This is a genomic window from Streptomyces sp. CNB091 (genome assembly GCF_000377965.1).
This window is the reverse complement of record NZ_KB899007.1, coordinates 95,666-121,519: the sequence shown is the minus strand read 5'-3', so window position 1 is coordinate 121,519 and position 25,854 is coordinate 95,666. Positions and strand designations below refer to the sequence as shown.

Genomic DNA, 25,854 nt, shown 5'->3' with positions numbered 1-25,854 from the left:
CGGCTATTTATCAGGCAGGGTTCCTGATAGTTTACGGCCCGCATCGTCGCACGGGGCGCCGGGACCGCCGGCATCCCAGAATTCCCAGGGGAGAGACACGACGGCATGAGAGACGACCCGACCGTCACGGTCTACAGCACGGAGCAGGTGAAGCGGGCGCGGATCGCCATCGCCGCGGTCTTCACCGTCCACGGGGCGGTGACCGGCAGTTTCGCGACCCGGATGCCGTGGATCCAGGACCACGCCGGAGTGAGCGCGGGCCAGCTCGGGCTGGCGCTGGCCTTCCCGGCGATCGGCGCGTCGATCGCGATGCCGCTCGCCGGCCGGATCAGCCACCGGTTCGGCGCGCGGACCGCCCTGCGGGGGCTACTGGCCCTGTGGACGCTGGCGCTGATCCTGCCCGCGCTCGCGCCGGGCCTGGTCACGCTGTGCGCGGCGCTGTTCGTCTACGGGGCGACGGCCGGGATGTCCGACGTGGCGATGAACGCCCTGGGCATCGAGGTGGAGAACCGTCTCGACAAGTCGATCATGTCGGGCCTGCACGGCATGTGGAGCGTGGGCGCGCTGATCGGTTCGGCGGCGGGCACCGTCGCCGCGCACACCGCGACCGACGCCCGGCTGCACCACGCCATCGCCGCCCTGGTGCTCACGGCTCTGGGGCTGATCGCCTGCCGGGGCGTCCTCGATCTCCGGAGCCGCCCGGACGAGGAGCCGCCGCCACGTTTCACGGTGCCGCCGAAGTCGGCCCTGATCATCGGGGCGATCGGGTTCTGCGCGGTGTTCGCGGAAGGCGCCAGCCTGGACTGGTCGGCGGTCTACCTGCGGGACGTTCTGGACAGTTCGCACGGTCTCGCCGCGGCGTCCACCACGGCGTTCACCCTGACGATGGCCCTGGCCCGGATCGCCGGAGACCGGATCGTCGACCGTTTCGGCGCGGTCCGCACGGTGCGGACCGGCGGGCTGATGGCCACCGCGGGCGGGCTGCTGGTCGTGTTCTCGCCCTCCCCCGCGGCCGCGATGTGCGGCTTCGCGCTGCTGGGCCTCGGTGTGGCGGTCGTGGTCCCGCTGGCCTTCGCGGCGGCCGGGCGCAGCGGGCCGAACCCGAGTCAGGCCATCGCGGGCATCGCCACCATCACGTACACCTCCAGCCTGATCGCCCCCTCCGCGATCGGCTCGCTGGCCGAGGCCACCTCGTTGGTGGTGTCGTTCGGCGTGGTGACCGTGCTTGCCTTCGGCCTGGTGCTGGGCGCCGGGGTGCTGCGATCGGCCGACCGCAAGGTCACCGGATCGGCGGCCGGAAGCGGTACGACGACGAAGAGCGCGGCCGGGAGCTGACCGGGCGGGGCGGCGGCACGCACAGGTGCTGCGGCGCGGGACGCGGTACGGCGGCGCGCGGCGGGAGGCCTCCGCGCGGGCACCCTCCGCCGCACCATTACCATGGCGCTGATCTTTTCCGCAGGTGAACACCGAACACCGGGTCGCAGACCGGCCGGCACACCGAGCAGACCTTCAGGGAGCAACCATGAGTCTCGGCGTGCGCTGGAGACTGCACGGCGACGGGAAGAACCTCGCACCGGGCGAGATCGTGAGGCCGGACGAACGGCTCACCTGGGGGCGCACCGCCGGTCTCGGGGCCCAGCACGTGGTCTCGATGATCGGGGCCTGCTTCGTCGCCCCGATCCTGATGGGCCTGGACGCCAACCTCGCCGTCATGGCATCCGGTGCGGCCACCATCCTCTTCCTGCTCATCACCCGTGGCCGCATTCCCAGCTATCTCGGCAGCAGCCTGTCGTTCATCGGCGTGGCCGCGGTCATCCAGACCCAGGGCGGCGACGCGGCGACCCTCACCGGCGCACTGCTGGTCGTCGGCGCGGTCCTCTTCCTGTGCGGGGCGGCCATCCGCGCCCTCGGCGCCCGTGTCATCCACGCCCTCCTGCCGCCGGTGGTCACCGGCGCGGTGGTCATGCTGATCGGCTTCAACCTGGCTCCCGTCACCGCCGGCACCTACTGGCCGCAGGACCAGTGGACCGCGCTGCTCACCATGCTCTTCACGGGCTTCGCCCTCGTCGTGCTGCGAGGCTTCTGGTCCCGTATCGCGATCTTCCTCGGCCTCGCCTTCGGCTACCTGGTCTCCTGGGTCTTCGACCGCGTCTTCGGCAAGATCCACTCCCCCGCCGGAGGCACCGAACCGGTCGACCACTGGCGCCTGGACCTCTCGGGGGTGGCCGAGGCCGACTGGATCGGCCTTCCCACCCTCCACGCCCCGAGCTTCTCGCTCTCCGCGGTGCTCGTCGCCCTGCCCGTCGTCATCGCGCTCATCGCCGAGAACGCCGGACACGTCAAAGCCGTGGGCGAGATGACCGGCGACCCGCTGGACGACAAGCTCGGCACGGCGATCATGGCCGACGGCGCGGCCACCGTGATGGCGACGTCGGTCGGCGGTCCCGCGACGACCACGTACGCCGAGAACATCGGCGTCATGGCCGCCACCCGCGTCTACTCGACCGCCGCCTACTGGTGCGCCGCCGGCTTCGCGATCCTGTTCGGTCTCTGCCCCAAGTTCGGCGCCGTCGTGGCCGCCATCCCCGGCGGCGTCCTCGGCGGGATCACCGTCATCCTCTACGGCATGATCGGCCTGCTCGGCGCCCAGATCTGGGTCCGCTCACGCGTCGACCTGTCCAACCCGCTCCACCTCGTGCCCGTGGCCGCGGGGCTCATCGTGGGCATCGGCAACGTGAGCCTGAAGCTCACCGACAACTTCGAGCTGAGCGGCATCGCGCTGGGCACGCTGATCGTCCTCGTCGGCTACCACGCCCTTCGAGCCCTGGCTCCCGCCCACATGAAGGCCGAACCGCCGCTCACCGATCCGGACAACCCGGGGTACGACCGGGGTCTGCCGGGCGGGTCGTGAGCGCGGACCGCGCGGGTGGGCCGGGACGCCCGAGGTGACTCCCGCGGCCGACTTCCGTCGGAGGTGCCGCATTGGCCGGATTCAAGGGTGCGGTCTAGAGATCTCCTGACTCCGCGCCGAGGCGCGGGATCAGTACTGTCGGGAGCCCCGGGAAGCAGCAACGAATCTGGAGTCACCGTGCGCATCAGCGTCTGTATCCTGCCCGACCGCCCGTTCCGGGAAGCGGCCGCGAGCTGGCGGCACGCCGAGGAGCTGGGCTTCCACGCCGCCTACAGCTACGACCACATCACCTGGGCCGGACTGCCGGACAGCGCCTGGTACGGGGCGATGCCCACGCTGGCGGCCGCCGCCGGGGTCACCTCGCGGATCAGGATCGGCACGCTGGTGACGTCGCCGAACTACCGCCACCCGGTGCCCCTCGCCCACGACGTCGTCACGCTGGACGCCATCAGCGAGGGCCGCTTCGTCCTCGGCTTCGGCGCCGGCTCGCCGGACGCCGACGCCTTCGTGCTCGGCCAGGGCGAGCGCGGCAAGGGCTGGTCGGTGCACGAACGCGGCGGCCGGTTCCGCGAGTCCGTGGAACTCCTGGACCGGCTGCTGACCGGAACGCCCGACGGCCGCAAGCGGACGACCTTCCTCGGCCGCTACTACGAGGCCGTCGACGCCGGACTGGAGCCGGGCTGCGTCCAGCGGCCGAGGGTGCCCTTCGTGCTGGCGGCGAACGGCCCGCTGGGGATGCGCACCGTCGCGCGGCACGGCGCCTCATGGGTCGTCACCGACCAGGGGGACCTGCCCAGGCAGGAGCGGACCGCGTCCTGGACCTGGTCGGTGCTCGCGCGGCGTATGGAGCAGCTGGACGAGGCGTGCGAACGGGAGGGCCGCGACCCGAAGTCCCTGGACCGTACGCTGCTGACCGGGTTCTCCCTGCTGCCGACCACGGAGTCCGCACAGGCGTTCGCGGACGTCTCGGGGCGGTGCGCCGAGCTGGGGTTCACCGAGATCGTGGTCCACTACCCGCGCGAGTCCGGGTTCTTCGCGAGTCCCCGCCACGTCATCGAGGAGATCGCCCCCGCCAACGGCTGAGCGCCCCTGCCGCGCCTCACGACCCTTCCGGCCCCGTCCACCGCGATCGTGGGCGGGGCCGGGCCCGTACCGGAGGCCGCAGCGCGCGGACACCGCTCAGAGCAGGCCGTGCAGCCGCAGGTCGGCCACGCACTTGGCGAGGTACGGAGGCGAGAGCGACGGCACCCGCCCCTCCCCCACCCCGAGGGCGCCGACCGCCGTGCTGAACCGGGTGGCCGGCACGGCGGAGCCCGCCCTCGGTACGCCCGGCCGGGCGTACGCCCGCATCAGCGGCAGCAGCGACAGCCGGCGCTGGTGGTCGGGCAGACCGCGCAGAGCCGCCTCGGCGCGCATGTGCCACTGCCGATGGTCGTCGAACCGGGCGATCGGGTGGCCCGCGTCGATCAGCCAGTCCACGAACTCGTCCCAGGAGATCCCGTCGTCGTGGGCGTTGACCGCGTTGTAGGTGACGTACCCGTCCTCGTTCCCGGCGCTGAGCGCGGTGATCGCGGCGGCGGTGAAGTCGACCGGCAGACCGCTGTAGTGCGCCCGCGAACGGCCGCCGTCCCGGTCGAGCCGGTAGAAGGAGCGCGGCGCCATGTGGGTCGTGAGGACACTCAGGAGCAGCCGGCTGAACCGGTCGGTCAGGTTCAGCCCGCCCGGCAGGCTGCTGTGGGCCAGGATCATGTCCGGCCGGAACACCGTGACCGGCAGCCCTTCCCTCTCGTGCGCCTCGCGCAGCAGGACCTCGCCCGCCCACTTGCTCGTGGCGTATCCGTTCGCGTCGGAGTCGTCCAGCGGCCGTACCGGGGACGCCGTGCGGATGTCGGCCGTCTCGTCGAGGAACGAGCCGTCGGGCAGCATCGCGGCCGCCACCGTCGACACATGGGCGAACCGCTTCGCCCGGCCGGTGAGCGCCAGCCTGATCAGCTCCGCCGTCGCGGCGACGTTCGGCGCGAACAGGCTCCGGTACGGCAGGACATGGTTGACCAGCGCCGCCGCGTGCACGATCTGGTCGGTCTGTTCGGCGAGCGACTCCCAGGCCGTCTCCGCCAGGCCCGACCGTGGCGCCGACACATCGGCGGCCAGGACTGTCAGATGCCGCTCCGCGGCCGCGTCGAACCAGTCGGCGGGGTCGGCCACCGCGGCGCGCAGGCATGCGAGCACACGCTGCCGTGCGGCCCCGTCGTCGGTGGCCCGGGCCAGGCAGGTCAGCCGGCCGCCCGTCTCGCGGACGCGCCGCAGCCAGTCGACCGCCAGGAACCGTCCGAGATACCCGGTCGCCCCGGTGACCAGGACATTCCCGACGGAGGCCGGGCCGGGCCGCGCGCCGCGCCCGGCGGCCGGGAGCCGCCCGTCGAGGAAGCGGTCGAGAGTCAGATCGGCGGCCCTCACCTCGTGCGCGTCGCCTCCGTGCACCGAGGCGAAGGTGGGGCGCGCCTCCCGGGCGTCCCGGGCCGGGCCGAGCCGCTCCGCTATGCGGGCCAGCGTCGAGGAGGGCTGGAGGACGACCTGGATGGGCACCTCCTCGTCGAGGATCTGTTCGAGGACGGTCGAGAAGGTGTGTGCCGACAGGGAGTCGCCGCCCAGATCCGTGAAGGCGGCCTCCGCCCGGACCAGCGACGAGGGGCAGCCGAGGGTGATCTGCGCGGCGGCGCGGACCGCGTCCAGCGGCGTGACCTTCCCGCCCGCGGCGCGCAGTGCCGCGATCTGGCCCGCCCGGCCGGCCGCGATGTCCGCGTACAGCCGCTCCAGGCGCGGTGCGTAGCGCTCCTTCAGGGCGGGCCGGAGAATCTTGCCGGCCCCCGACAGCAGCCCGTTCGCCACCGTGAACGGCTGCCGCTCGACGACGACGTCGTGCGGGATCTCGTACGCGTGCAGGCCCGCACCATGGGCGAGTTCCCGCAGGGAATCCAGGACCGCGGTCCGTACGGCGTCGTCGTCGGCCCGTCCCAGGCGCTCGGCGTCGGGGACCACCACCGCCAGCGGGAACGCCTGCTCGCTGCTGCCGTACACATAGATCTGCGCGATGTGCGGGCTCGTCGCGTACAGCGCCTCCAGACCGGACACGGCGATGAACTCGCCCTGGGACAGCTTCACCACGTTGTTCATCCGGTCGACGTAGACCAGACGGCCCGGCGCGGTCTCGGCGAAGACGTCGCCGGTGCGGTAGAAGCCGTCCTCGTCGAAGGCGCGGGCGGTGACCTCGGGCTGCTGGTAGTACCCGGGGAACAGCCCGACCGACTTCACCCTCAACTCGCCGCGGGGGTAGGGCTTGTCGGTGCTGAAGTACCCGAGTTCGGGAACGTCGGCCAGCCGGTGGTCGGTCACCGGCGGGCAGCGGACCACCTGGTCGACGACGATGGCCCGGGTCGTCTCCGTCGACCCGTAGCAGTCGATGATCGGCGTGCCGAGGAGCAAGGCCGTGAAGGTGTGCATCGCCTCCGACAAGGGCGCGCTGCCGCACAGGGCGAAGACGATCCGGCCGCCGAGCATGTCGTCGCGGACCCGGGCGGACGCGGCCGCCTCGGCCTGCGGGCGGGGTGTGCCGGTACGGCCGACGCGGTCGGCCTCCAGCTGGTACCGCTGATACACCATGTCGCAGATCCTCGGGACCAGGCTGAGCACCGTGGGACGCGCCAGGCGGATGTCGTCGAACAGCGTCGACATGTCGCCGCGGGCCGCGAAGTAGCCGGTGCCGCCGGCGGCGAGGCCGTTGACCAGCCAGGCGCGGCCGTTGACGTGGCTCATGGGCATGTAGTGCAGCACGAACACCGGGGTCCCGCTGCCGCCTCCGGCGTTCAGCCCGCCGCGGGCGTTCTGCCACATCCTCGTGATCATGGAGGCGGTGTAGATCGCGCCCTTGGGCGTGCCCGTGCTTCCGGAGGTGTAGATCAGTCCGACCAGCCGGTCCGGATCCCCGTCCTCGTACGGTTCCGCGGCGGGCAGACCGGCGCCCCGGTCCACCTCGTCCACCAGCGTAACCACCTCGGCCCGCCCGCTCAGTCTGCCGCGGGCCGACGCGATCGCCTCCCGGTCGTCGTCCACCCGGGGGTCGTGGTCGAAGACCACCAGGCGCTCGATGGAGGCGGACGTGAGGACGGCTTCGACCGCGGCGTCGAGCGAGGCGACGTCGGCCGCGAGGATCCTCGGCCCCGTCTCGGCGACCACCGGAGCCAGCCGTGCGGCGGACGAGCCGGTGGGCAGCGGCACCGACACCGCACCCAGGTACATGCAGGCCAGGTCGATGACCGCGTAGTCGACACCGGTGAACCCCAGGGTCGCGACGAAGTCCTTGGCGCGCACGCCGTCGGCGCCGTCGGCCCAGGCGGCCGCCAGTCGGCCGACCTGTTGCCACAGCTCGGCGTAGGTCAACGTGTCGAAGCAAGGCAGGAGTTCACGGGTGTGCCGGCCGGTGGCGGGGTCGCGGACGACACGGCCGGACCTGCGGGCGAGGGCCGTCCGGTCGGCGTACCCGTGCATGGCGGCCGCGATGACCTCCATGAGGCCGTCCTGGCGGCCCATCGCGTCGGCGACGTCGGGGGACGGTACCGCCCCGGCGAACTCGGGATCATCCGCGTACAGGGCCGCGATCCTCGATGCGACGTCGTGACCTGCCTGATGCTCGGACATGAGGGCTCCGGTGTGTGTGGAGTGCGAGGAATCAGCTGCGAGCGCGCGTGCGGGTCGGAGTGCGGCCCGGTGGGACAGCTCTCAGCCGGGCGTCGCGTCGGCGGGCTTGGCCCGGCCGCCGAGGAGGGCGGCCAGGCCCATGAGGGTGTAGACGGCGACAAGGGCGAACGCCGGCGCGGCGATGCCGCCTCCCGACGGGAGGCCGGCGAGGAGGGCGACCCCGATCAGGGATCCGGTCGACCGGCCCGCCGACATCAGCCCGGAGGCGATGGCCGACCGGTGCTCGGGGGCGGCGGACAGGGTCAGGGTGATCTGGGGCACCGTCACCAGGCCGAAACCGAACCCGATCAACGCCAGCCCGGCACAGGTGCCGACCGGGGTGGCGCCCACGGCGGCCAGCACCACCGCGCCGAGCAGGGAGAGCAGGATGCCGGCGCCCAGCACGGCCCGGGCGCCGTACTTGGCGGCGAAGCGTCCCGCGGCCAGCGGCATGAAGGTGATCGGCAGGGCGGACGACAGGAAGAAGAGCCCGACGGTAACCGGGTCGTAGCCCCGCACCTGCTGGAGGAACACGCTGAGCGTGAACATCAGCCCGTTGTAGCCGACGAAGAGCAGCAGGCCGACCGCGACGTAGCCGCGGAACCCGGGCGCCCGGAACAGGTCCGCCGGGATCATGGGGTACGCGTAGCGGCGCTGGCGGACCACGAACGCGGCGAACGCGGCCAGGGCCGCCACCGCGGCCACCACGGGCAGGGGCCGCGTCCATCCCAGCTCCTGGCCCTCGGCGAGCGCCAGCGCGAGACCGCCGAGGAAGACGACGGACAGCAACTGGCCCGGCACGTCCTGCGGTTCCTTGGACGTGGACCGCTCCACCCGAGGCATGTTCCGTGCCGAGAGCCACAGGACGACCAGGACGATGGGCACGTTGATCCAGAAGATGCTCCGCCAGCCCACCGACGCGACCAGGGCGCCCCCGAGCGTGGGACCGAAGGCGACCGGACTCCCGGCGACCATCGACCAGATGGAGATGGCCTTGGCGCGTTTGCCGGGCTCCCGGTAGGTGTCGGTGAGCATCACCAGCGTCGCGGGCATGACGAGCACCGCGCCCAGCCCCTGGGCCGCCCGTACGGCGACGAGCACGGGGCCGTTGGGGGCGAGGCCGCACAGCACTGAGGCCACCCCGAACAGCACGACCCCGAGCCGGAACATCCGCACCGCGCCGTAGCGCCCCACCGCCGCGGCGCCGGCCAGCATCAGGCCGGCGATGACGACCACGTAGGAGGTGACGACGGCCTGCATCGTCGGAAGGCTCGCGTCGAGACTGTCGCGGATCGCCGGGATCGCGACGTGGAGGATGCTGGTGTCGACGACGATCATCCCGTGCGCCAGACAGGCCACCGCCAGGACGCGGCCGGGCCGCAGGGCCGCGGGGCCGGTGTCGGACGTGCGGTTGTCGAAACTGGTGGATTCGGCCATGGCCTGCCATTTCGCATGAGTTCGCATGGGTTCGCGTGAGCGCGCATGAGCCGGTGAATTTGATGCCGACAATACTGCGAAACCCTAGTGACAAAACGCGCAGCGTCAACCACGCAGCCGACCGGGCCGACCTCGATGTCTGAATCGTCCGATTCCAGGGTCAGGCATAGAGAATGGTCCACTTCCCCGCAGGGTCTGACGCTCCATAGCCTCGGAGCGCTGAGAATCACCAGAGGGCACAGCCTGGAAGTGCAGGGGGGAACAACATTGTCCTTTTCCCGAGAGTTCCGGGGAATTCAACAGCGCCCGTCGCCCATGCCGTTCCGCCGCTATGCGCGGGACGCCAATTCTCCCACTTCAGGCTGGTCACGGCGGTGGCCGGACGCCACACTCGACCGGGCTCCGATCTGGGCCTCGGTCGACCTCCGGGACGGAAACCAGGCGCTGGCCGAGCCCATGGACAGGGGCCGCAAGCAGCGGATGTTCGACCTGCTCGTGGCGACAGGCTTCAAAGACATAGAAGTCGGATATCCAGCTGCCAGTGCGCATGATTTCGATTTCGTCCGCGAACTGGCCACCAAGGACGAAATTCCGGACGACGTCACGATCTCCGTCTTCACGCCGGCCCGTCCAGAACTCATCGAGCGAACCTTCGACGCGATTCGCGGAGCCGACCGCGCCGTGGTGCATTTGTGCCATGCGACGGCTTGCCTGTGGCGCGAGGTCGTGTTCGGGATGTCGCCGCGCGAGGTCCTGCGCATGGCTGTCGACGGCGCACAGCACCTGGTGCGCCTGGCGGAGCGTGAGCCCGGTACCGACATCCGGTTCGAGTACTCCCCCGAGACCTTCAACGTGACCGAGCCGGAGCTCGCCCTGGAGATCGCGAACCGGGTCGCGGAGGTCGTCGACGCCACGTCGGACCGGCCGCTCGTACTGAACCTCCCGACCACCGTGGAGACCCACTCGCCCCACGTCTTCGCCGACCAGGTCGAGTGGATGCACCGCAACCTCGACCGGCGTGACGCGATCATCCTCTCCGTCCATCCGCACAACGACCGGGGCACCGCCGTCGCTTCGGCGGAACTGGCCGTGCTCGCCGGGGCCGACCGGGTCGAGGGCACCCTGTTCGGCAACGGCGAACGCACCGGAAACGTCTGCCTGGTGACGCTCGCGCTCAACCTGTTCAGCAGCGGGGTCGATCCCCAGCTGGAGCTCTCCGACATCGACGCCGTCCGCGCGATCGTGGAGGACTGCAACCGGCTGCCCGTGCACCCCCGCCACCCCTACGCCGGCGACCTGGTCTACACCGCCTTCTCCGGCACCCACCAGGACGCCATCGCCAAGGGCCTGGCAGCGCTGTCCGAACGGGCCGAACGGGAGGGCAAGGACATCGGCGACATGCCCTGGCAGGTGCCCTACCTGCCCATCGACCCGAAGGACGTCGGCCGCGACTACCAGGCGATCATCCGGGTCAACGGCCAGTCGGGCAAGGGCGGCATCGCCTACGTGCTCAAGGCGGGCTGGGGTGTCGACCTGCCGGCCGAACTGCGGCGGGACTTCGCGGCCGTGGTCCAGTCCGCGGCCGATGCCCTGCGGCGCGAACTGGAGCCGCCGGAGATCTGGCAGCTGCTCCTCAAGACCTACTGCCTCGACGACTCGCCCGCGCTGCCCGACGACGACGGCGATGGTGATGGTGCCGACGGCGCCGCGATCCTCGCACGGCTCGCCGCCGAGCACGGTGTCGGGTTCACCCGGCCCCGGTTCACCGGCTCGACGGCGGCCGGCGCACCGATGACCTGCCTCGTCGCGGTGGAGACGGACGGCCGCACCGTCTGGGGGCTCGGCCGGGCGGCCACCGTCGCCGACGCCGCACACAGATCCGCCCGTTCCGCGCTGCTACGGGCGGGCACGCACGAAGGAGACCAGTGAAGAACAACTCGTTCCACACGGTCGGCCCCGGTATCTACCGGGAGGACAGCGGAATGGTCTACGAGGACTACGTCCCCGGCGAGGTGGTCGAACACCGGCCGGGCCGGACGATCACCATGACCGACAACGTGTGGAGCTCCCTGCTCTGCCTCAACCAGCATCCGCTGCACATCGACGCCGTCTACGCCGAGCAGACCAGGTTCGGCAGGATCGTCGTCTCGAGTCTGGTCACCTTCGGGATCGTGAACGGGATGACCGTCTCCACCATCAGTGCCAAGTGCGTCGCCAACCTCGGTTGGGACAACGTGCGGTTGACCGCCCCGGTGTTCGTGGGCGACACGCTCTACGCACAGACCCGCATCGTCTCCCGGCGCGAGTCCGGCACACGTCCCGACCAGGGGATCGTGACCGTCCACACCACCGGCCGGAACCAGGACGACACGACGGTCATCGAATTCGAGCGGACGATTCTCGTCCCCAAGCAGGAGGCGCACCCATGATTCCGGTCATCGACCTGGCTCCGGCACGGCCCGGCCTCGAACACGGGACCGCCGAGGAGATATCCGACGCCTGTCGGCGGAGCGGGTTCTTCGTCGTACGCGGACACGGCATCGCCCGTGAGGTCTTCGACGACGCCTACGACGCCTCGCTGCGCTTCTTCGGCCTCCCGCTGGAGAGGAAGCGCGCGTTTCCCATGAGCACCTCCACCGCACGCGGCGACAACGACTACAGCCCCTACGGGTACAGCGCCCTCCTCTCCGAGAACGCCTACGCCTACACCGGGAAACCGGGAATGCCCTCGGACTACGTCGAGAAGTTCAGCACCGGACGGCTGATCCTGGACGACGAGGAGAAGCTCCCGTTCCCCGAGGACGAGTCGGGGGCACAGCTACGCACGGCCCTGAAGCGGTACTTCGCCGCCTGCGAGACCGTGGCGGGCCGGATCGCCGAGTTGCTGGCCCTCGCCCTGGACCTGCCCCGCGACTTCTTCGCCATCCGGACGAACACCTCCAACGACTCGCTCCGCTCGCACCTCTACCCCGGGGTCGCCCCCGAGTTCCTCAACGACCAGGGCATGGGGCAGCACACGGACGGCACGCTGATCACCCTGCTCACCCAGGACGGCCCCGGCCTCCAGCTACAGGACCGCTCCGGCCGCTGGCTGGACATCGACGTCCCGGAGCGCGACAGCTTCATCGTCAACATCGGTGACCTGATGGCTCGTTGGTCGAACGACGAGTACGTGTCGACGCCGCACCGGGTGCGGCTCGCCGACCGGCGGCGGCAGTCCATCGTGTTCTTCAAGCTGGCCAACGACGACACCGTCATCGAGTGCTTCCCCACATTCGCGTCGGACCGCCCCGCGAAGTACGAGCCCATCCGCTACGAGGACTACTCCCTCCAGAAGATGAACCTGCTGTTCGGAAGGGAAGACGCCCGGTGAAGTCGTACGCGAGCCTGCTCTACACCCCCGCGCTGCTGCTGGCGTCGGTCGCCCGGCCCGGCCGGGTCCGCGCCGACATACTGGTCCTGGACCTGGAGGACTCCATCCATCCGGCCAGAAAGGCCGAGGCCCGCGAGCTGCTGGCGGGGGCGGACCTCAGCGGGGCCGGGCTGCCCGCACTCGGCATGCGGGTGAACACGATCGCGACGCCCGACGGCCTGGAGGACCTGCGGGCGCTGATCGAGATGGACGCCACCATCGGCGGCGTACCTCTCGACGTGGTCTTCATCCCCAAGATCTCCGGCGCCGGCGACGTGGCCATCTACCGGTCACTGCTGTCACACACCTCCAAGCCGCCGGAGATCTGCAGCTTCATCGAAAGCGTCGACGCCGTCGACAACGCCGTCGAGATCGCCGCGGTCAGCGACGGCCTCTGCTTCGGACAGGCGGATCTGACGGCCGACCTGTACGCCGAGAACACCTTCTACCTCGATCACGCGCGAGCCCGGCTCTGCACCGCGGCGGCCAAGTACCGCGTGCCCGCGATCGACACCAACTCGTTCGAACTGCACGACCTCGACGCCGTCGCGGCGCAGTGCCGGGCCGCCCGGGACGCCGGATTCACGGGGAAGGCGGCCATCCATCCCCGGCAGGTCGACACCATCGCCGAGACGTTCACCGTCGGCGCGGACAAGATCGCCGAGTACCGCAGCGTGGTCGAGGACTACCACTCCACGTCCTACGGCTTCGCGGTCGAGGAGGACCGGGTACTCGCCCCGCCGTTCGTGCTGCGGGCCCAACGCATGCTCGCACTCCACGCACCCGCCGAAACCGGCCGGAACGCCCGCACCAACTAGCCCAGGGGGACCCCAGTGAAGAAGCTTCCGCAGCACGCCGTCATCGACGTCTCCACCCACCCGACCGAGCTGACCGACGGCCGGCTCCGGGCCGTCGGGGACGAACTCGTCCGGGAACTGGTGCGGCTGGTCGCCGAGGGCGACGGCGTGGCCGTCTGCCTCGGCGTCTCCAGAACGCTGGCGCACCACGGACTCGACGTCCACAAGGAGCAGGACGCCGCGATCGCCCGCGACTACCTCGAATCGCTGTTCCGCGGCTTCGGGGAGCACGTCGACGTCTCCCGGTTCAGCCCCGTCGCGATGGACTACGACCGCATCGCCGGCATGGACGTCGACGGGTACAACAAGAACACGCACTTCACGCCCAACGGCGACCACACCACCGAGCGCGAGTTCCTGACGACCAAGTGCGTGCACTTCGACGCCGCCACACCGTTCATCGGGAACATCTACGGGCCCAACACCAACATCACCCACGGCACCCCGATGGTCTGCGACACCCGGGCCTACTGCCAGGAGACCGGGGTCGCCCCCGCCGATCTGCTGGAACTGATGCCGCACAGCTACAACGTCGCGGTCAAGGAGGAGCACGCCGGGCCGGTCCTGGCCGGGTACGCCGCCGCCGTGGAGGCCGACCTCTCCGCCGACCTGGTCATGGTCGTCCTGCTGAACGAGGTGGACCGCGGGCTCGCGCACGCCGGCTCCGAGCCCCGCCCCACCGACTCCACCCGGCCCGCCCGCCGTCCGATCCGGCACCTGGAGTACCAGTTCGCCGAGGGTGTCGAGCTGTCGAAGTGGTACCGGCACTACCGCCTGGAGATCCCGCAGCCCAGCCTCCAGGTGCCGGACGAGGCCGCCCGCGAGCGCTTCCACCGCGGGATCGACCCGGTCGGGACGGACCGGTGACGACGTCCGCGGAATACAGCGTGCCGTCCATGTCCGCGAGCGACCGCGCGGAGCTCGACAAGCTCCTCGCGGCCCTCGCGGCGGGCGAGTGGCCGTTGGACATCGACGAAGCCCGGGTGTTCTACGACGCCTGGGGCGCGCCGATCGCCGACGACATCGTGGTCGAACAGCGCGACGGCGGTCACCTGTTGACCCCGCCGAACGCGGAGGGCTCCCTGACCGGGCTCTACCTGCACGGTGGCGGGTACGTGTACGGATCGCTGCGCAGCCACGGTCACATGGTCTCCGAGATCGCCCGCGCGGCCCGCTGCCCGATGTTCTTCGTGGACTACCGGCGAGCCCCCGAGCACCCCTATCCGGCGGCGCTCGACGATGCCGTGGCCGCGTACCGGAGTCTGCTCGCCGACGGGGTCGCCGCCGGTGACGTGGTCCTCGCGGGCGACTCGGCGGGCGGCGGCCTGATGCTCGCGATGCTGCTGAAGCTGCGGGACTCGGGGCTGCCGGCCCCGGCCGCGGCGGCCTGTGTCTCGCCGTGGACCGACCTCACGGGCAGCGGGGAGAGCTATCACGCCCTGGAGCAGGAGGATCCCATGCTCAGCAAGCCGGTAGTGGACCTGGTGTCCGCGTCGTACCTGGCGGACGCCCCGCGCACGCATCCGTACGTCTCCCCGCTGTTCGGGGAGCTCGCGGGTCTGCCCCCGGTGCTCCTCCAGGTGGGCAGCCGCGAGATCCTGCGCAGCGACGCCGAGCGGTTCGCGGCCGGGCTGCGGCGCGCGGGCGGCACCGGTGTGCTGGAGGTCTGGCCCGGCATGGTGCACGTCTGGCACCTCCACCACTCGCGCCTCGGCAAGGCCCGCGAGGCCGTGAGCCGGCTCGGCGGCTGGCTCCGCGCCCAGGCGGCGGGGGCGTGATGACCGAGGACATCACCGGGCCCCATCGGTACCGCAACAACCGGAAGATGGTGCCCGCGGGTGAGGCCGCGTGGGGCCTGTCCCGCAAGCACGGGATGCTCGGCCTCGTGGTCGAGGCCGTCGAAGGGCAGAACCGGCTGCGCGACGTCCGCACCGGGCACGAGTTCGCCAACCTGTCGTCCTGCTCGTACCTGGGCCTCAACAGCCACCCCACGGTGGTCGAGGCCGGACGGGCCGCGCTGGAGGAGGAGCGGATCACCGGGCTGTCCATGGGCGAGTTCCGGATCCGGCTCGGCATCATGGAACGGCTGGAGGAGGAGCTCGCCGAGCACTTCGGCGCCCACGTCCTGCCCTCGGTGTCCTGCGGAGTGCTCAGCTCGGCGATCCTGCCGCTGCTCGCCTCCGGGCATCTCACCGATGGCGAGCCCCTCGTCGTGGTCTTCGACCGGTTCGCGCACTTCTCACTGAACTTCCTCAAGCCCGTTCTCGCCGACGAGACGCTGGTGCTGACCTGTCCGCACAACGACATGCAGTACCTGGAGGACGTCTGCAAGCGGTATCCGCGGGTGGCCTACGTCGCCGAAGGCGCCTACTCCACCGGCGGGCAGGCGGACCTGAAGGGGATCAAGGACCTCCAGGACCGGTACGGGATGTTCGTCTACCTCGACGACTCCCACGCGCTGTCGGCCGTGGGCGAGCGCGGTGAAGGATACGCGCGCACCGTGTTCGACACTCTCGGCTCCCGCACGATCGTCGTCGCCTCGATCGCCAAGGCGTTCGGCAGCACCGGCGGCATCGCCATGGTCGGCGACCGCGAGATGTTCGAACTCCTCTACCGGACCGGGCCGCTGGCCTGGTCCCAGGGATTGCGGACCGCCGCGGTCGGCACCACCCTCGGAGCCCTGGAGGTCCACCGGAGCCCGGAGCTCGGCCTGCGACAGCGACGACTCGCCCAGAACATCGCCCTTTTCGACGAGCGGCTGCGCGACCACGGCCTGCGGGGCGCCGGATCGCACATCAAGTTCGTCACCGTCGGCGACAACGACCGGGCGGTACGACTGTCGACCGAGCTCTACCGGCGCGGCTACTACTGCTCCGCGATGTTCTTCCCGATCGTGGCGCAGGGGCAGGCGGGCGTGCGGATGATGCTGCGCGGCGACATGCCGACGGAGCTGACCGAGCGTTTCGCGGCGGACCTCCTCGACGTACTGGCGGAGCTCACATGACCCCCGCGGGCACGGACCACGACGGGTCCGACGTGGCGGCCGTGGCCGCGCTGATGCGCGAGAGCCTGCGCAGCGGCGCGGTGCGGAGGATGGCCGTACCCCTGCGGCAGGTCGTCGACGACGGCCGCGGCACCAGATTCCTGTCCATGCCCGCCGTCAGCGCCGATCACGGGCTGTGCGTCAACAAGACCGCCACCATCACCGACGGTCCGGGCCCGACCGTGACGTCCGTGGTCCCGGTGTTCTCCACCGTGACCGGGGAGCTCCTCGGGGTGCTGGACGGCGCGGCCGTCACCAACCTCAAGTGCGCGGCCGTGACGGCATTGGTCACCGACGCCTGCGCGGCCCCGGGCAGCGCCGTCCTCGGGATCGTCGGATCGGGGGTGCAGGCGTGGCAGCAGTACCTCGGGGTGACGGCGGTGCGCCGGATCACCGAGGTACGGGTCCACTCCCGCACCCCCGAGCACGCCGGGATCCTGTGCGAGCGCATCCGGCGCGCCGATCCGGGCGTACGCGCCCTGGTCGGCGCGTCGGCCGAGGAGGCGACCGCGGGAGCGGATGTCGTCTCGACGGCGACGACCTCCGTACGGCCGCTGCCGATCGCCGCCGAACTGCCGGAGCACGTGCACATCAACTGCATGGGCGCGCACACCACCGAGTCCCGGGAGCTGCCGCGCTCGCTCCTGGCCGCCGCCACGCTGGTCGTCGAGGACAGGGCGATCGCCGTGGCCGAGGCCGGGGAGATCCACCGTACGGCGATCGACCTGGAGTCCCTGGAGACCGGCGGGCATGCCGGATTCGACCGCCGCCGGACCGTCTTCAGCTCCACCGGGCACGCCTCGCTGGACCTCATCACCTGCGCCCATCTGGTGGCGCGGCCACACCGTTGACCGAGCGGTCAGCGCTGACCGGAACGAAAGGACGACCGTACGTGGCACACGTCGGCACGGAAGAGACCACGGGGTCGCACGAGGACGGAGAGCCGGCGGGGGCGGCCGCCGACCGGGAGTTCGACGCGGCTCTCGCCCGCCTCGGCATCGAGATGCCGCCGGACCTGGCGCCGGGAGTCCTGGCCGGACACCGCTCGCTGCGCGCGATGAACCGACTGCTGCGGGACGTGGAGATCGCCGATGTCTGACACCGCCCCCGCCCGGCCGGGCCCTCGGCCCGACGTACCCGAACCGCGCGAAGCCCCGGGCCTGTCCGGGCTGTCCGTGGCGGAGGCCGGTGCGCGGCTGCGCGCCGGGACGCTCACCTCGGTGGAGCTGGTGGAGCACGCGTTGAGCCTGATCGACGCGTACGACGGCGAGCTGCACGCGTTCGTCCTGGTCACCCGTGACCTCGCGCTGCGGCGCGCGGCGCGGGCGGACCGGGAGCTGCGCGACGGCGTCGACCGCGGACCGCTCCACGGCATCCCGTACGCGCTGAAGGACATCCTCGCCGCCGAGGGCCTGCCCACCACCAACCACTCGCGGCTGACCCTCACCGACCTGGCCACCGAGGACAGCACCGTGGAGGCCCGGCTGCGGGCCGGCGGCGCGGTGCTGCTGGGCAAGCTGGCCACCTACGAGTTCGCGTTCGGCGGACCGAGCACGGACCTGCCCTTCCCGCCGGCGGGCAACCCCTGGAACCGCGAGCACATCCCCAGCGGCTCCTCGTCGGGAGCGGGCGCCGCGGTGGCGGCCGGGTTCCTCCGCGTCGCCTTCGGGTCCGACACCGCCGGCTCGCTGCGCGGCCCGGCGTTCCACTGCGGGGCCGTCGGCCTCAAGCCCACCTACGGCAGCGTCTCGGGTCACGGCGCCACCCCGCTGGCGCCCACCATGGACCACTTCGGGCCCCTCGCCTGGACGGTGGCCGATGCCGCCGCCGCCCTCCAGGTGGTCGCGGGTCCCGACCCCAGGGACCCGCGCACCCGCGAGGCGCCGGAGCCCGACTTCCTCGGCTCGCTGAGCGGGGAGGTCCGCGGGCTGCGCGTGGCGTACTCGAAGGCCTGGTACGCGTCGGATCCGGGGACCCTTCCGGAGATCACCGAGAGCATCGACCGGGCCCTGGCCCACCTCGACCGGCTCGGCGCCGTCGTCGAGGAGTGCGAGCTGCCGCCGTACGAGCTGTTCGACGCCTGCGGCCGGGTCATCCTGATGGCGGAGGGGTTCGCCGTGCACCAGGAGAACCTGCGCCGCGCGCCGCGGTCCTTCGGCCGCTACACCTACCAGAAACTGATGCCCGGCGCGGGGATCACCGCCGACGAGCTCCAGCGGGCCCGCCAGGTCCGCGACAGCCTCGCCGCGGCCCTCGACCGGCGGGTCTTCGCCTCCCACGACCTGCTGATCACGGCGTGCGGTCAGACCACCGCGGCCCGGATCGACGCCTTCGGCGCCGACTGGCCCCCGCCGAAGCTGGCCAACGACATGCAGACCATCCCGTTCGCCGTCACCGGACACCCCGCGATGTCCCTGCCCCTCGGGTTCGCCGGCGACGGTCTGCCCATCGGTGTGCAGCTCGTGGGGCCCGCGTACGGCGAGGCGGGCCTGTTCCGGGCCGGCCTCGCCCTGGAGGCCGAGTTCGGCCGCCGGGACACCCGTCCGGGGCCGGCATGAGACGGCGGTCCCGCCCGTCGGCGACCCGTCGGCAGAAGGGCTGAGGTGAACGACCGCACTCGCCCCCCGCTCCCCGCCGGCTTCTGGTGGCTGTGGACCGCGACGCTGGTGAACCGGTTCGGCCTGTTCGTCATGCCGTTCCTGTCCCTCTACCTCGCCGTGGAGCGGGGCTACTCCGCCACGTACGCGGGCCTGGTGATCTCGCTGTACGGACTCGGCGGGATAGCCGGATCGCTGATCGGCGGGTCGCTCAGCGACCGGTGGGGCAGGCGGCCCACCCTGCTCACCGGGCAACTGGGCGCCGCCGTCTTCACCCTCGCCCTGGGACTCGCCGAGCAGCCCGTGACGATCGCGGCGTGTGTCACCGTGCTGGGCGTCGCGCTGAAGGTGTCACAGCCCGCGATCGGGGCGATGCTCGCGGACCTGGTCCCCGAGGAGTCCCGGCCCCGGTCCTACTCGCTCAACTACTGGGCGCTCAACCTCGGATTCTCCGTCTCCGCCCTGTCGGCGGGCACCCTCGCCGCCTTCGGCTATCCGACCCTGTTCGTGGTGGACGCCGCCAGCACCCTGCTGTGCGCGGTGCTGGTCTTCTGGCGGATTCCCGAGACCCTGCCGGCGAAGCTCCGCACGGAACCGTCCGAGGAGGCGGCCCCGCGCACGTCCCTGGCCGCCGTGGTCCGCGACCGCCGGTTCATGTGCCTGGCCGGACTGAACCTCCTGGTGGTCACCGTCTTCACCCAGCGGCACCTGGCACTGCCGCTGTCCATTGCCGAATCCGGCCTGTCCACCGCGGACTACGGGATCGTGGCGGGCGTCAACGGCGTCATGATCGTCACTCTCCAGCTCGCCGTCACCCGCTTCACCCAGCACCGGCCCGCCGGTTGGGTGCTCGCCTGCGGGGCGCTGCTGATCGCGCTCAGTTCGGTGCTCAACGGACACGCCGGCACCGTGCTGCTGTACTGCTGCGCCGCCGTCGTCTACACCCTCGGTGAGATCGCCTACGTACCCACCAGCGAGGCGCAGGTGCCCGCCATGGCTCCGGAGCACGCACGTGGCCGCTACGAGGGCGTGATGGTCCTGACCTGGGCCGTCGGCGGCTTCGTGGCACCGCTGACGAGCGGTCTGATCATCGACGCCCACGGCACGGACACCCTCTGGGCGGGGTGCGCGGTGATCGGCGCGCTCGCGGCCGCCGGTTACGTCGCGTTGCTGCGGCCGCGCCGCGGGAAGGAGGACGCCCCCGGGTCCGCACGAGCCCTCCGGTCCACGCGGGCTCCCTAGGGGCCCCTGGCCCCCAGTCCGCACAGCCTTCTAGCAGGAGTGGAAAGACATGGAAGACACCTCGACGACCCCGCGGGCAGCGGCTTCGCGGAGGCCGCATGTGACGGACCCCCGCAGGCTCCTCAACGCGTTCGACCACCAGTTCCGGGGCTTCAGGACCTTCTGGTTCGACCGGATCGCCCCGGCCGGTCCCGTCGTCCTGCCCGCGGCGCTGGGCGCCGAACTGGAGGACGCGATCGCCTACTTGGCCGACCTGCTGCGGCGGGCGGTGCACCACCTGGGCGACGACTGCGTCTCCCGGCACCGGGCCCTGGGCCTGGACGAGCGGCTGACGGAGTTCTACGGGGACGAGGAGTTCGAGAACGCCTACGCCACGGTCATGGGCCGACCGGACGTGATCCTCACCGACGCCGGATGGAAGTTCATCGAGTTCAACTTCTGCTCGTCCACCGGCGGTCAGGTCTACGTCCACCTCCTCAACGAGCTGTGGCGGCAGCTCCTGCCCGACGACGCCCTGAACACCCTCACGCTCGCCGATCCGCTCAAGACACGCGGGGACATGCTGCGCACCGTCCTGGACGACCTCGGTCTGGAACCGTACGTCGCGCTGGTCGGCCATCTCCCGGACGTCTTCCTCTCCGACTCCGGGGGGAACCGGAGGTACTACGAGATCGAGGCCGACTCCCTGCGGAAGTCGGGCATCAGGGCGGAGTACTTCGAGACTGACGAGTTCATCGACGCCCTCGGCTCCCGTCGGGGCGAGTTCCCCCTGGTCCTGGAGCGGACCGTGCCACAGGAGTGGATCGACGCCGGCCGAGAACTCGGACCGCTGCTGACGATCAGGAAGTGCGGCGCCGCGGTGCTGACGCCGCAGAGTTCCTACCAGGCGGCGAACAAGCAGCTCTTCGCCCTGCTGTCCCAGGGGCAGGACTGGATGAGCGACCGGGACCGGGAGTTCGTGCGGCGGTACATCCCCTGGTCGCGCTCGGTCCGGGAGGAGACCGTCGAATACCGGGGCATGTCCTGGAAGCTGGACGAACTGCTGCGCGGGCGGCGGGCGGACTTCGTCCTGAAGCGCTCCGACGGCGACCAGAACTTCGACGTGCACATCGGCGCGCTGACCGACGCGTCCGCCTGGGAGGAGGTCATCGACAGGGCCCGCGAGGCCGGCACCTGGATAGCGCAGGAGACCGTCCACAGCACCGGGATCCACGCGGACGTCCTCGACTGCGACCGGGGCGAACACCACGGCATCGCGACGCGCGCGGTGTTCGGCCCCCTGTTCATGGGAGGACGCATGACCGGATGCGGGGTGCGCTACGACGTACCCGCCCCGGGCGGCTCCGCACCGCGGGCGACGGGATCGAGCATCCTGGGATCCGTCGGCTGGCAGGCAGGCTGACCCGGACGTCCGTCCCGTGTCCGGGCCGGGGCCGCCGGCGGGGTCGGCCGGTGGGCCGGCCCCGGCCCGGACATCCTGCCGGACGTCCCGGTCACCGCCGCTCGGGGTGGGCGCTCTTCTGGACGAGCGCCGTCAGCTGGACCCGCGAACGCACCCCCAGCTTGCGGTAGATCCGGGTGAGCGCCGCCTCCACGGTCTTGACGCTGACGTACAGGGCGGCCGCGATGTCGCGGTTGCCGCGCCCTTCGGTGACCAGCTCGGCGATCCTGCGCTCCGCGTCCGTCAGACCGGCCGGCGAGGACCGCACCCGGTTCGGCTCCGGCTCCCACAGCGGCGCGCCCGCCCTGCGGAACACCGCGTCGGCCGTCGCCCGGAGCTCCCTGGCCCGGGCCGGGCGCCTGTGCCGCTGCTCGACGGACGAGTACGCCAGCAGCACCCGGCCGCACTGCAACGGGTAGCCGAGCCGTTCGAAGGTGCGCAGGGCGCGGCCGACCAGTTCCTCGGCCGACGCGTGGTCGCCCGCCGCCGCGTGGCACAGCGCCTCGGCCCGGTCCAGCGAGGCGAGGACTCCGCGCCGTCCCAGCTCCTCGGCCCGCGACCGGGCGTCGGCGACCGTCCGCAGGGCGGCCGGCAGGTCTCCCGCGGCGACCAGTGCCTCGGCCAGATCCGCGTCGTAGCGGACCTCCGCGGGGTCCGCGATACCCAGGTCCTGCACCAGGTCCCGGACCCTGAGCAGATCCGCCAGGGCTCCGCCCGCGTCCCGCAGCAGCAGCCGGGTCATCCCGGACAGGTGCAGACAGTGCGCGGCGAAGACGGTGTCCTCGTCCTCCTGCGAGGCCGTCAGACCGAGGTCCGCGTAGGCGAGCGCCTGCTCCAGGGTCCCGCCGGCGAGTTCGGCGACCGCCGCCGCGTACCACGGCGGACCGGGCGAGGTACCCAGGTCACGTGTCAGCGCCAGGAGCCGGTGCGCCTCCTCGCGGGCAAGCTGGCCCTCGCCCCGGTGGGCGTGGATCCGGACGGCGCGGCCGAGCACCCAGAGCCGGTCGGCGGGGCAGTCCGGCGGGCGCATCTCGTCCAACAGCCGCCCCGCCTCGTCCAACCGGTCGTCGAGCAGGGCGAACGCGACGCCGACCCGGCGTGGCTCCCCGGGGGTCCGGCCGGCTCCGGCCGGCGTGCCCGTCGCCAGGGCACGCCGGAGCAGCTCGGCCTGGCCCGGCGAACCGCGGACCTGCTCGATCCGGGCGGTCAGGGCCAGGGCGAAGGAGTGGACCGCCGCGTCGCCGGCCCGCTCGGCCAGTTCGGCGGCCGAGCGGGCGTGCGTCAGCGCCTCCGCGTGGTAGCCCCGGTTCGCGCCCAGGCTCCGGGCGAGGCGCAGATGCGCCGCCGAGGCCAGTGCGGGATCGTCGGCGGCCAGGGCCTCGGACAGGGCCCGCGCCGCCATCCGCTCCACCACCGCGGCGCCCCGGCCGGCGGCGTCGGCGACGGCGAGCCGCGCCTGGGCGCGGGCGGTGGGCACGGCCCGCCTGCGGACCAGCTGCTCCAACGCCGTGCAGGCCAGGTCGAACCGCCCGGCGGCCTCGGCGTCCCTGGCGGCGGCGATCAGCAGGTCGTGCCAGGCGCCGCCGGCCCGGCCGCCCGCGAGCAGACCGAACTCGGCCGCCCGGGTGTGGTCACCGCCCTCCCGTGCGGCGGTGGCGGCGTCGGCCAGGCCGGGAACCAGCCGCGCGGGAATCTCGGCCGCGCTCAGGGCGGAGGCCTCGTGCCAGACGCGGTCGTCGTCCTCCGACGCGGCGGCGGCCAGGGCGAGATGCGCCTGGCGCACCGCCTCGCCGCTGGACTCGGCGAGGAGGCACTCGCGTACGACCGGGGCCGGGAAGCACACGGTGCCCGCCACGCGGATCAGCCCGGCGGCCTCGGCGTCGGCCAGGGCCGCGTCGGCGGACGGTCCCGCGGCCCGGCGGACGGCGTCGAGCGAGGGGTCGGCCGCCAGCGCCGCGAGGAGCAGCACCCAGTGCACGGGGGCCGCGAGCCCCGCCAGCCAGGCCCTCAGGGCCTTGCGCGCGTGCGGGGCCAGCGGCTGTGCGTCCAGGACCGCCGTCGCCCCGGCCCGGGCCAGTCCGGCGGCGATGTCCGAGACCAGACGGGGGTTGCCGCCCGTCGCCGTGTGGATGCGCGCGGCGGTCCGCAGGGGAATCCCGAAGGACCGCACCACGGCTGCCGACTCGTGCGGGGTGAGCGCGGGGACCGCGATCTCCACCGCGTCACCGCCGAGGACGTCGTGCGGCAGCGGGCCGTCGGGCCGCAGCGCCGCCAGCAACGACACACTGCCGCGGCTGCGGCGTGCCGCGAAGCCGAAGACGTCCAGGCTGTCCGGGCCCCACCAGTGCATGTCGTCGGCGGCCAGCAGCAGCCGGGCCCGGCGCCCCCACGTCTGGAGGCACGACAGGACCGTGACCCGCAGGATCGCGGGGTCGGGCGGAGGCCCGGTGACCCGGCGCAGCACCCAGTCGATCGTCGATCGCTGGACGTCCGGCAGGTCGCCGCTCACGTCCGCCGGGCACACGGTGAACAGGTCCACCAGGGGTACGTACGGCAGGTGTGCGTCGGCGGGCGCCGAGCTGAGCCTGACCACGGGGTCCCCGGAGGACTGCCATCCCGCGCACACCGCGTCCAGCACCGCGGACTTGCCGAAACCGGTGGGTCCGACCACCGCCACCGCACCTGCCTGCCGCAGCTCACCGGAGACCTGGTCGACCAGCGGGCGGCGCGCCCTCACCGCAACGCGTCCATCCACGCCTCGACCGCGTCCGCGTCGCGCGGCAGGTCCGCCGACAGACACAGCGCGCCGTCGGAGGTGATGACGAAGTCGTCCTCGATCCGCACGCCGATGCCGCGCAGTTCCTCGGGGATCGTCAGGTCGTCGGGCTGGAAGTACAGCCCCGGCTCGACGGTGAGCACGTGCCCCTCCTCCAGTACACCGCCCAGGTACGTCTCGCTGCGGGCGGCGGCGCAGTCGTGGCAGTCGAGGCCGAGCATGTGGCCGGTGCCGCACACGGTGTAGCGACGGTAGAGGCCGGGCTCGTGCGGGATCGTGGCGCCGCCGGGCCGCAGGCCCCAGGCGTCGAGCCCCTCGGTGATGACCCGCGTCGCGGCGTCGTGGAAGGCACCGTACGGCGCTCCGGGCCGCAGGGCGGCGATGCCCGCGGACTGGGCGGCGAACACCAGGTCGTAGACGCGGCGCTGCACATCCGTGAAGCGCCCGCCGACCGGCAGGGTCCGGGTGACGTCCCCGGTGTAGAACGAGTCGGCCTCGACGCCCGCGTCCAGCAGGAGCAGTTCCCCCTCCCGCACCGGGCCGTCGTTGTGCATCCAGTGAAGCACGCACGCGTGCGCGCCGGCCGCCGCGATGGTCTCGAACCCCAGGCCGTAACCCTCCAGCCTGGCCCGCCTGTTGAAGGTGCCCTCCACCCAGCGCTCCCCGCGTGCGAGGCGGGTGGCGTGGGGCAGCTCACCGGCGACGTCGTGGAAGCCGGCGACCGTGTGCCCCACGGCGGCGCGCAGCTGCTCGATCTCCCACGCGTCCTTGACCAGCCGCGACTCGGAGAGGAAGGCGAGCAGTTCGGCGTCGGCCGGTGCGGACGGCGGGACGGTCGCGTCGACGAGCGCGTCCTCGCCGCGCACCACCCGGGTCGGGACGTCACCGGCGAGTGCCCGCTCCAGCCCCTCCCGGGAGACCGCCTCGACGCCGAGGGCTTCGGCGGTCTCCCGGAGCGTCCGGCGCCGGCCGACCCAGAACTCGCCGTGCTGCCGGTCGCCGTAGAACTCCGCACCGGACGGACCGGCGTCGCGCGGTGACCGGGGCCGGGTGAACAGGGTGATCTCGTGCCCGCTGCCGGTGGGCTCGAAGACGAGCACGCTGTCCGGCACCGCGCCCGTCCCCTGTTCGGCCGTGAGGTGGATGTACGCGGAATGCGGGCGGAAGGCGTAGTCGAAGTCGTTGCTGCGGGCCTTGAGCCCGCCCGACGGGACGACGATCCGCTCTCCGGGGAACCGCGTCGACAGCGCCGCACGCCGCTTGGCCGCGTATGCGGCTCCGGAGACGGGTGGAAGCCTCCTGTCCGTGTCCGCCCACCCCTGCCGAAAGACCTCCGCCACCGCCGCCGGTACCCGACGATCGTGACTCCGCGCTCCGCGCGGGCCGTCCTGACGTTCCATCGCA

General features: G+C 72.2%; 19 protein-coding genes. 15 read left to right on the top strand and 4 right to left on the bottom strand.

Annotated elements, in window-relative coordinates:
• The first annotated feature begins 105 nt into the window (after positions 1–105).
• The 3 genes from D581_RS0128605 to D581_RS0128595 all read left to right on the top strand — a co-directional run bounded on the left by D581_RS0128605 (position 106) and on the right by D581_RS0128595 (position 3,994).
• Positions 106–1,335 (top strand): MFS transporter, encoded by a 1,230-nt coding sequence (locus tag D581_RS0128605; RefSeq protein ID WP_018960576.1) that lies wholly within the window; start codon positions 106–108, stop codon positions 1,333–1,335.
• Positions 1,336–1,522: 187 nt separating this feature from the next.
• A complete protein-coding gene (locus D581_RS0128600; RefSeq protein WP_018960575.1) occupies positions 1,523–2,911 on the top strand; it encodes a uracil-xanthine permease family protein in 1,389 nt (462 codons plus the stop codon).
• Positions 2,912–3,088: 177 nt separating this feature from the next.
• Positions 3,089–3,994 carry an LLM class flavin-dependent oxidoreductase gene (locus D581_RS0128595; RefSeq protein WP_018960574.1) on the top strand — a complete coding sequence of 302 codons (906 nt, stop codon included), beginning with the start codon at positions 3,089–3,091 and terminating at the stop codon, positions 3,992–3,994.
• A 96-nt stretch (positions 3,995–4,090) separates the two neighbouring features.
• Here the strand turns inward: D581_RS0128595 and car are convergent, their stop codons facing one another.
• Together car and D581_RS0128585 are read right to left on the bottom strand one after the other, a co-directional pair.
• A complete protein-coding gene (gene car / locus D581_RS0128590) occupies positions 4,091–7,606 on the bottom strand; it encodes a carboxylic acid reductase (RefSeq protein WP_018960573.1) in 3,516 nt (1,171 codons plus the stop codon).
• An 81-nt stretch (positions 7,607–7,687) separates the two neighbouring features.
• Positions 7,688–9,082, bottom strand: a complete 1,395-nt coding sequence (locus tag D581_RS0128585; protein WP_018960572.1) for an MFS transporter — start codon at positions 9,080–9,082, stop codon at positions 7,688–7,690.
• Positions 9,083–9,397: 315 nt separating this feature from the next.
• Here D581_RS0128585 and D581_RS01000000137835 point away from each other — a divergent pair, with 315 nt between their 5' ends.
• The 12 genes from D581_RS01000000137835 (at position 9,398) to D581_RS0128525 (ending at position 21,635) form a co-directional block, all read left to right on the top strand.
• Entirely contained in the window at positions 9,398–11,011 is a 1,614-nt protein-coding gene (locus D581_RS01000000137835; RefSeq protein ID WP_018960571.1) for a 2-isopropylmalate synthase, read from the top strand.
• The gene (locus D581_RS0128575) at positions 11,008–11,511 is read left to right on the top strand and encodes a MaoC family dehydratase (protein ID WP_018960570.1); all 504 of its coding nucleotides are present in this window, start codon (positions 11,008–11,010) and stop codon (positions 11,509–11,511) included. Before D581_RS01000000137835 ends, D581_RS0128575 begins: the two co-directional genes overlap by 4 nt.
• Positions 11,508–12,455, top strand: a complete 948-nt coding sequence (locus D581_RS0128570) for a 2-oxoglutarate and iron-dependent oxygenase domain-containing protein (RefSeq protein WP_018960569.1) — start codon at positions 11,508–11,510, stop codon at positions 12,453–12,455. The genes D581_RS0128575 and D581_RS0128570 overlap by 4 nt, the downstream gene beginning before the upstream one ends.
• Positions 12,452–13,312, top strand: a complete 861-nt coding sequence (locus D581_RS0128565; RefSeq protein WP_018960568.1) for an aldolase/citrate lyase family protein — start codon at positions 12,452–12,454, stop codon at positions 13,310–13,312. The genes D581_RS0128570 and D581_RS0128565 overlap by 4 nt, the downstream gene beginning before the upstream one ends.
• A gap of 15 nt (positions 13,313–13,327) precedes the next feature.
• A complete protein-coding gene (locus D581_RS0128560) occupies positions 13,328–14,218 on the top strand; it encodes a hypothetical protein (protein ID WP_018960567.1) in 891 nt (296 codons plus the stop codon).
• Between the two features lie 29 nt (positions 14,219–14,247).
• A complete protein-coding gene (locus D581_RS0128555) occupies positions 14,248–15,129 on the top strand; it encodes an alpha/beta hydrolase (protein WP_032753227.1) in 882 nt (293 codons plus the stop codon).
• The gene (locus D581_RS0128550; RefSeq protein ID WP_018960565.1) at positions 15,129–16,355 is read left to right on the top strand and encodes an aminotransferase class I/II-fold pyridoxal phosphate-dependent enzyme; all 1,227 of its coding nucleotides are present in this window, start codon (positions 15,129–15,131) and stop codon (positions 16,353–16,355) included. Before D581_RS0128555 ends, D581_RS0128550 begins: the two co-directional genes overlap by 1 nt.
• A complete protein-coding gene (locus D581_RS0128545) occupies positions 16,352–17,245 on the top strand; it encodes an ornithine cyclodeaminase family protein (protein ID WP_018960564.1) in 894 nt (297 codons plus the stop codon). The genes D581_RS0128550 and D581_RS0128545 overlap by 4 nt, the downstream gene beginning before the upstream one ends.
• A gap of 41 nt (positions 17,246–17,286) precedes the next feature.
• Positions 17,287–17,493, top strand: coding sequence for a hypothetical protein (locus D581_RS0128540; protein WP_018960563.1), 207 nt, complete (start codon positions 17,287–17,289; stop codon positions 17,491–17,493).
• Positions 17,486–18,952 carry an amidase gene (locus D581_RS0128535; protein ID WP_018960562.1) on the top strand — a complete coding sequence of 489 codons (1,467 nt, stop codon included), beginning with the start codon at positions 17,486–17,488 and terminating at the stop codon, positions 18,950–18,952. Before D581_RS0128540 ends, D581_RS0128535 begins: the two co-directional genes overlap by 8 nt.
• A 45-nt stretch (positions 18,953–18,997) precedes the next feature.
• A complete protein-coding gene (locus D581_RS0128530) occupies positions 18,998–20,233 on the top strand; it encodes an MDR family MFS transporter (protein ID WP_018960561.1) in 1,236 nt (411 codons plus the stop codon).
• Positions 20,234–20,333: 100 nt separating this feature from the next.
• On the top strand, positions 20,334–21,635 hold the full coding sequence (locus tag D581_RS0128525) for a hypothetical protein (RefSeq protein ID WP_018960560.1): 1,302 nt from the start codon (positions 20,334–20,336) through the stop codon (positions 21,633–21,635).
• A gap of 91 nt (positions 21,636–21,726) precedes the next feature.
• Here the strand turns inward: D581_RS0128525 and D581_RS0128520 are convergent, their stop codons facing one another.
• Positions 21,727–24,411 (bottom strand): LuxR family transcriptional regulator, encoded by a 2,685-nt coding sequence (locus D581_RS0128520; RefSeq protein WP_018960559.1) that lies wholly within the window; start codon positions 24,409–24,411, stop codon positions 21,727–21,729.
• On the bottom strand, positions 24,408–25,850 hold the full coding sequence (locus tag D581_RS0128515; RefSeq protein ID WP_026290993.1) for an aminopeptidase P family protein: 1,443 nt from the start codon (positions 25,848–25,850) through the stop codon (positions 24,408–24,410). Before D581_RS0128515 ends, D581_RS0128520 begins: the two co-directional genes overlap by 4 nt.
• Positions 25,851–25,854 lie beyond the last annotated feature (4 nt).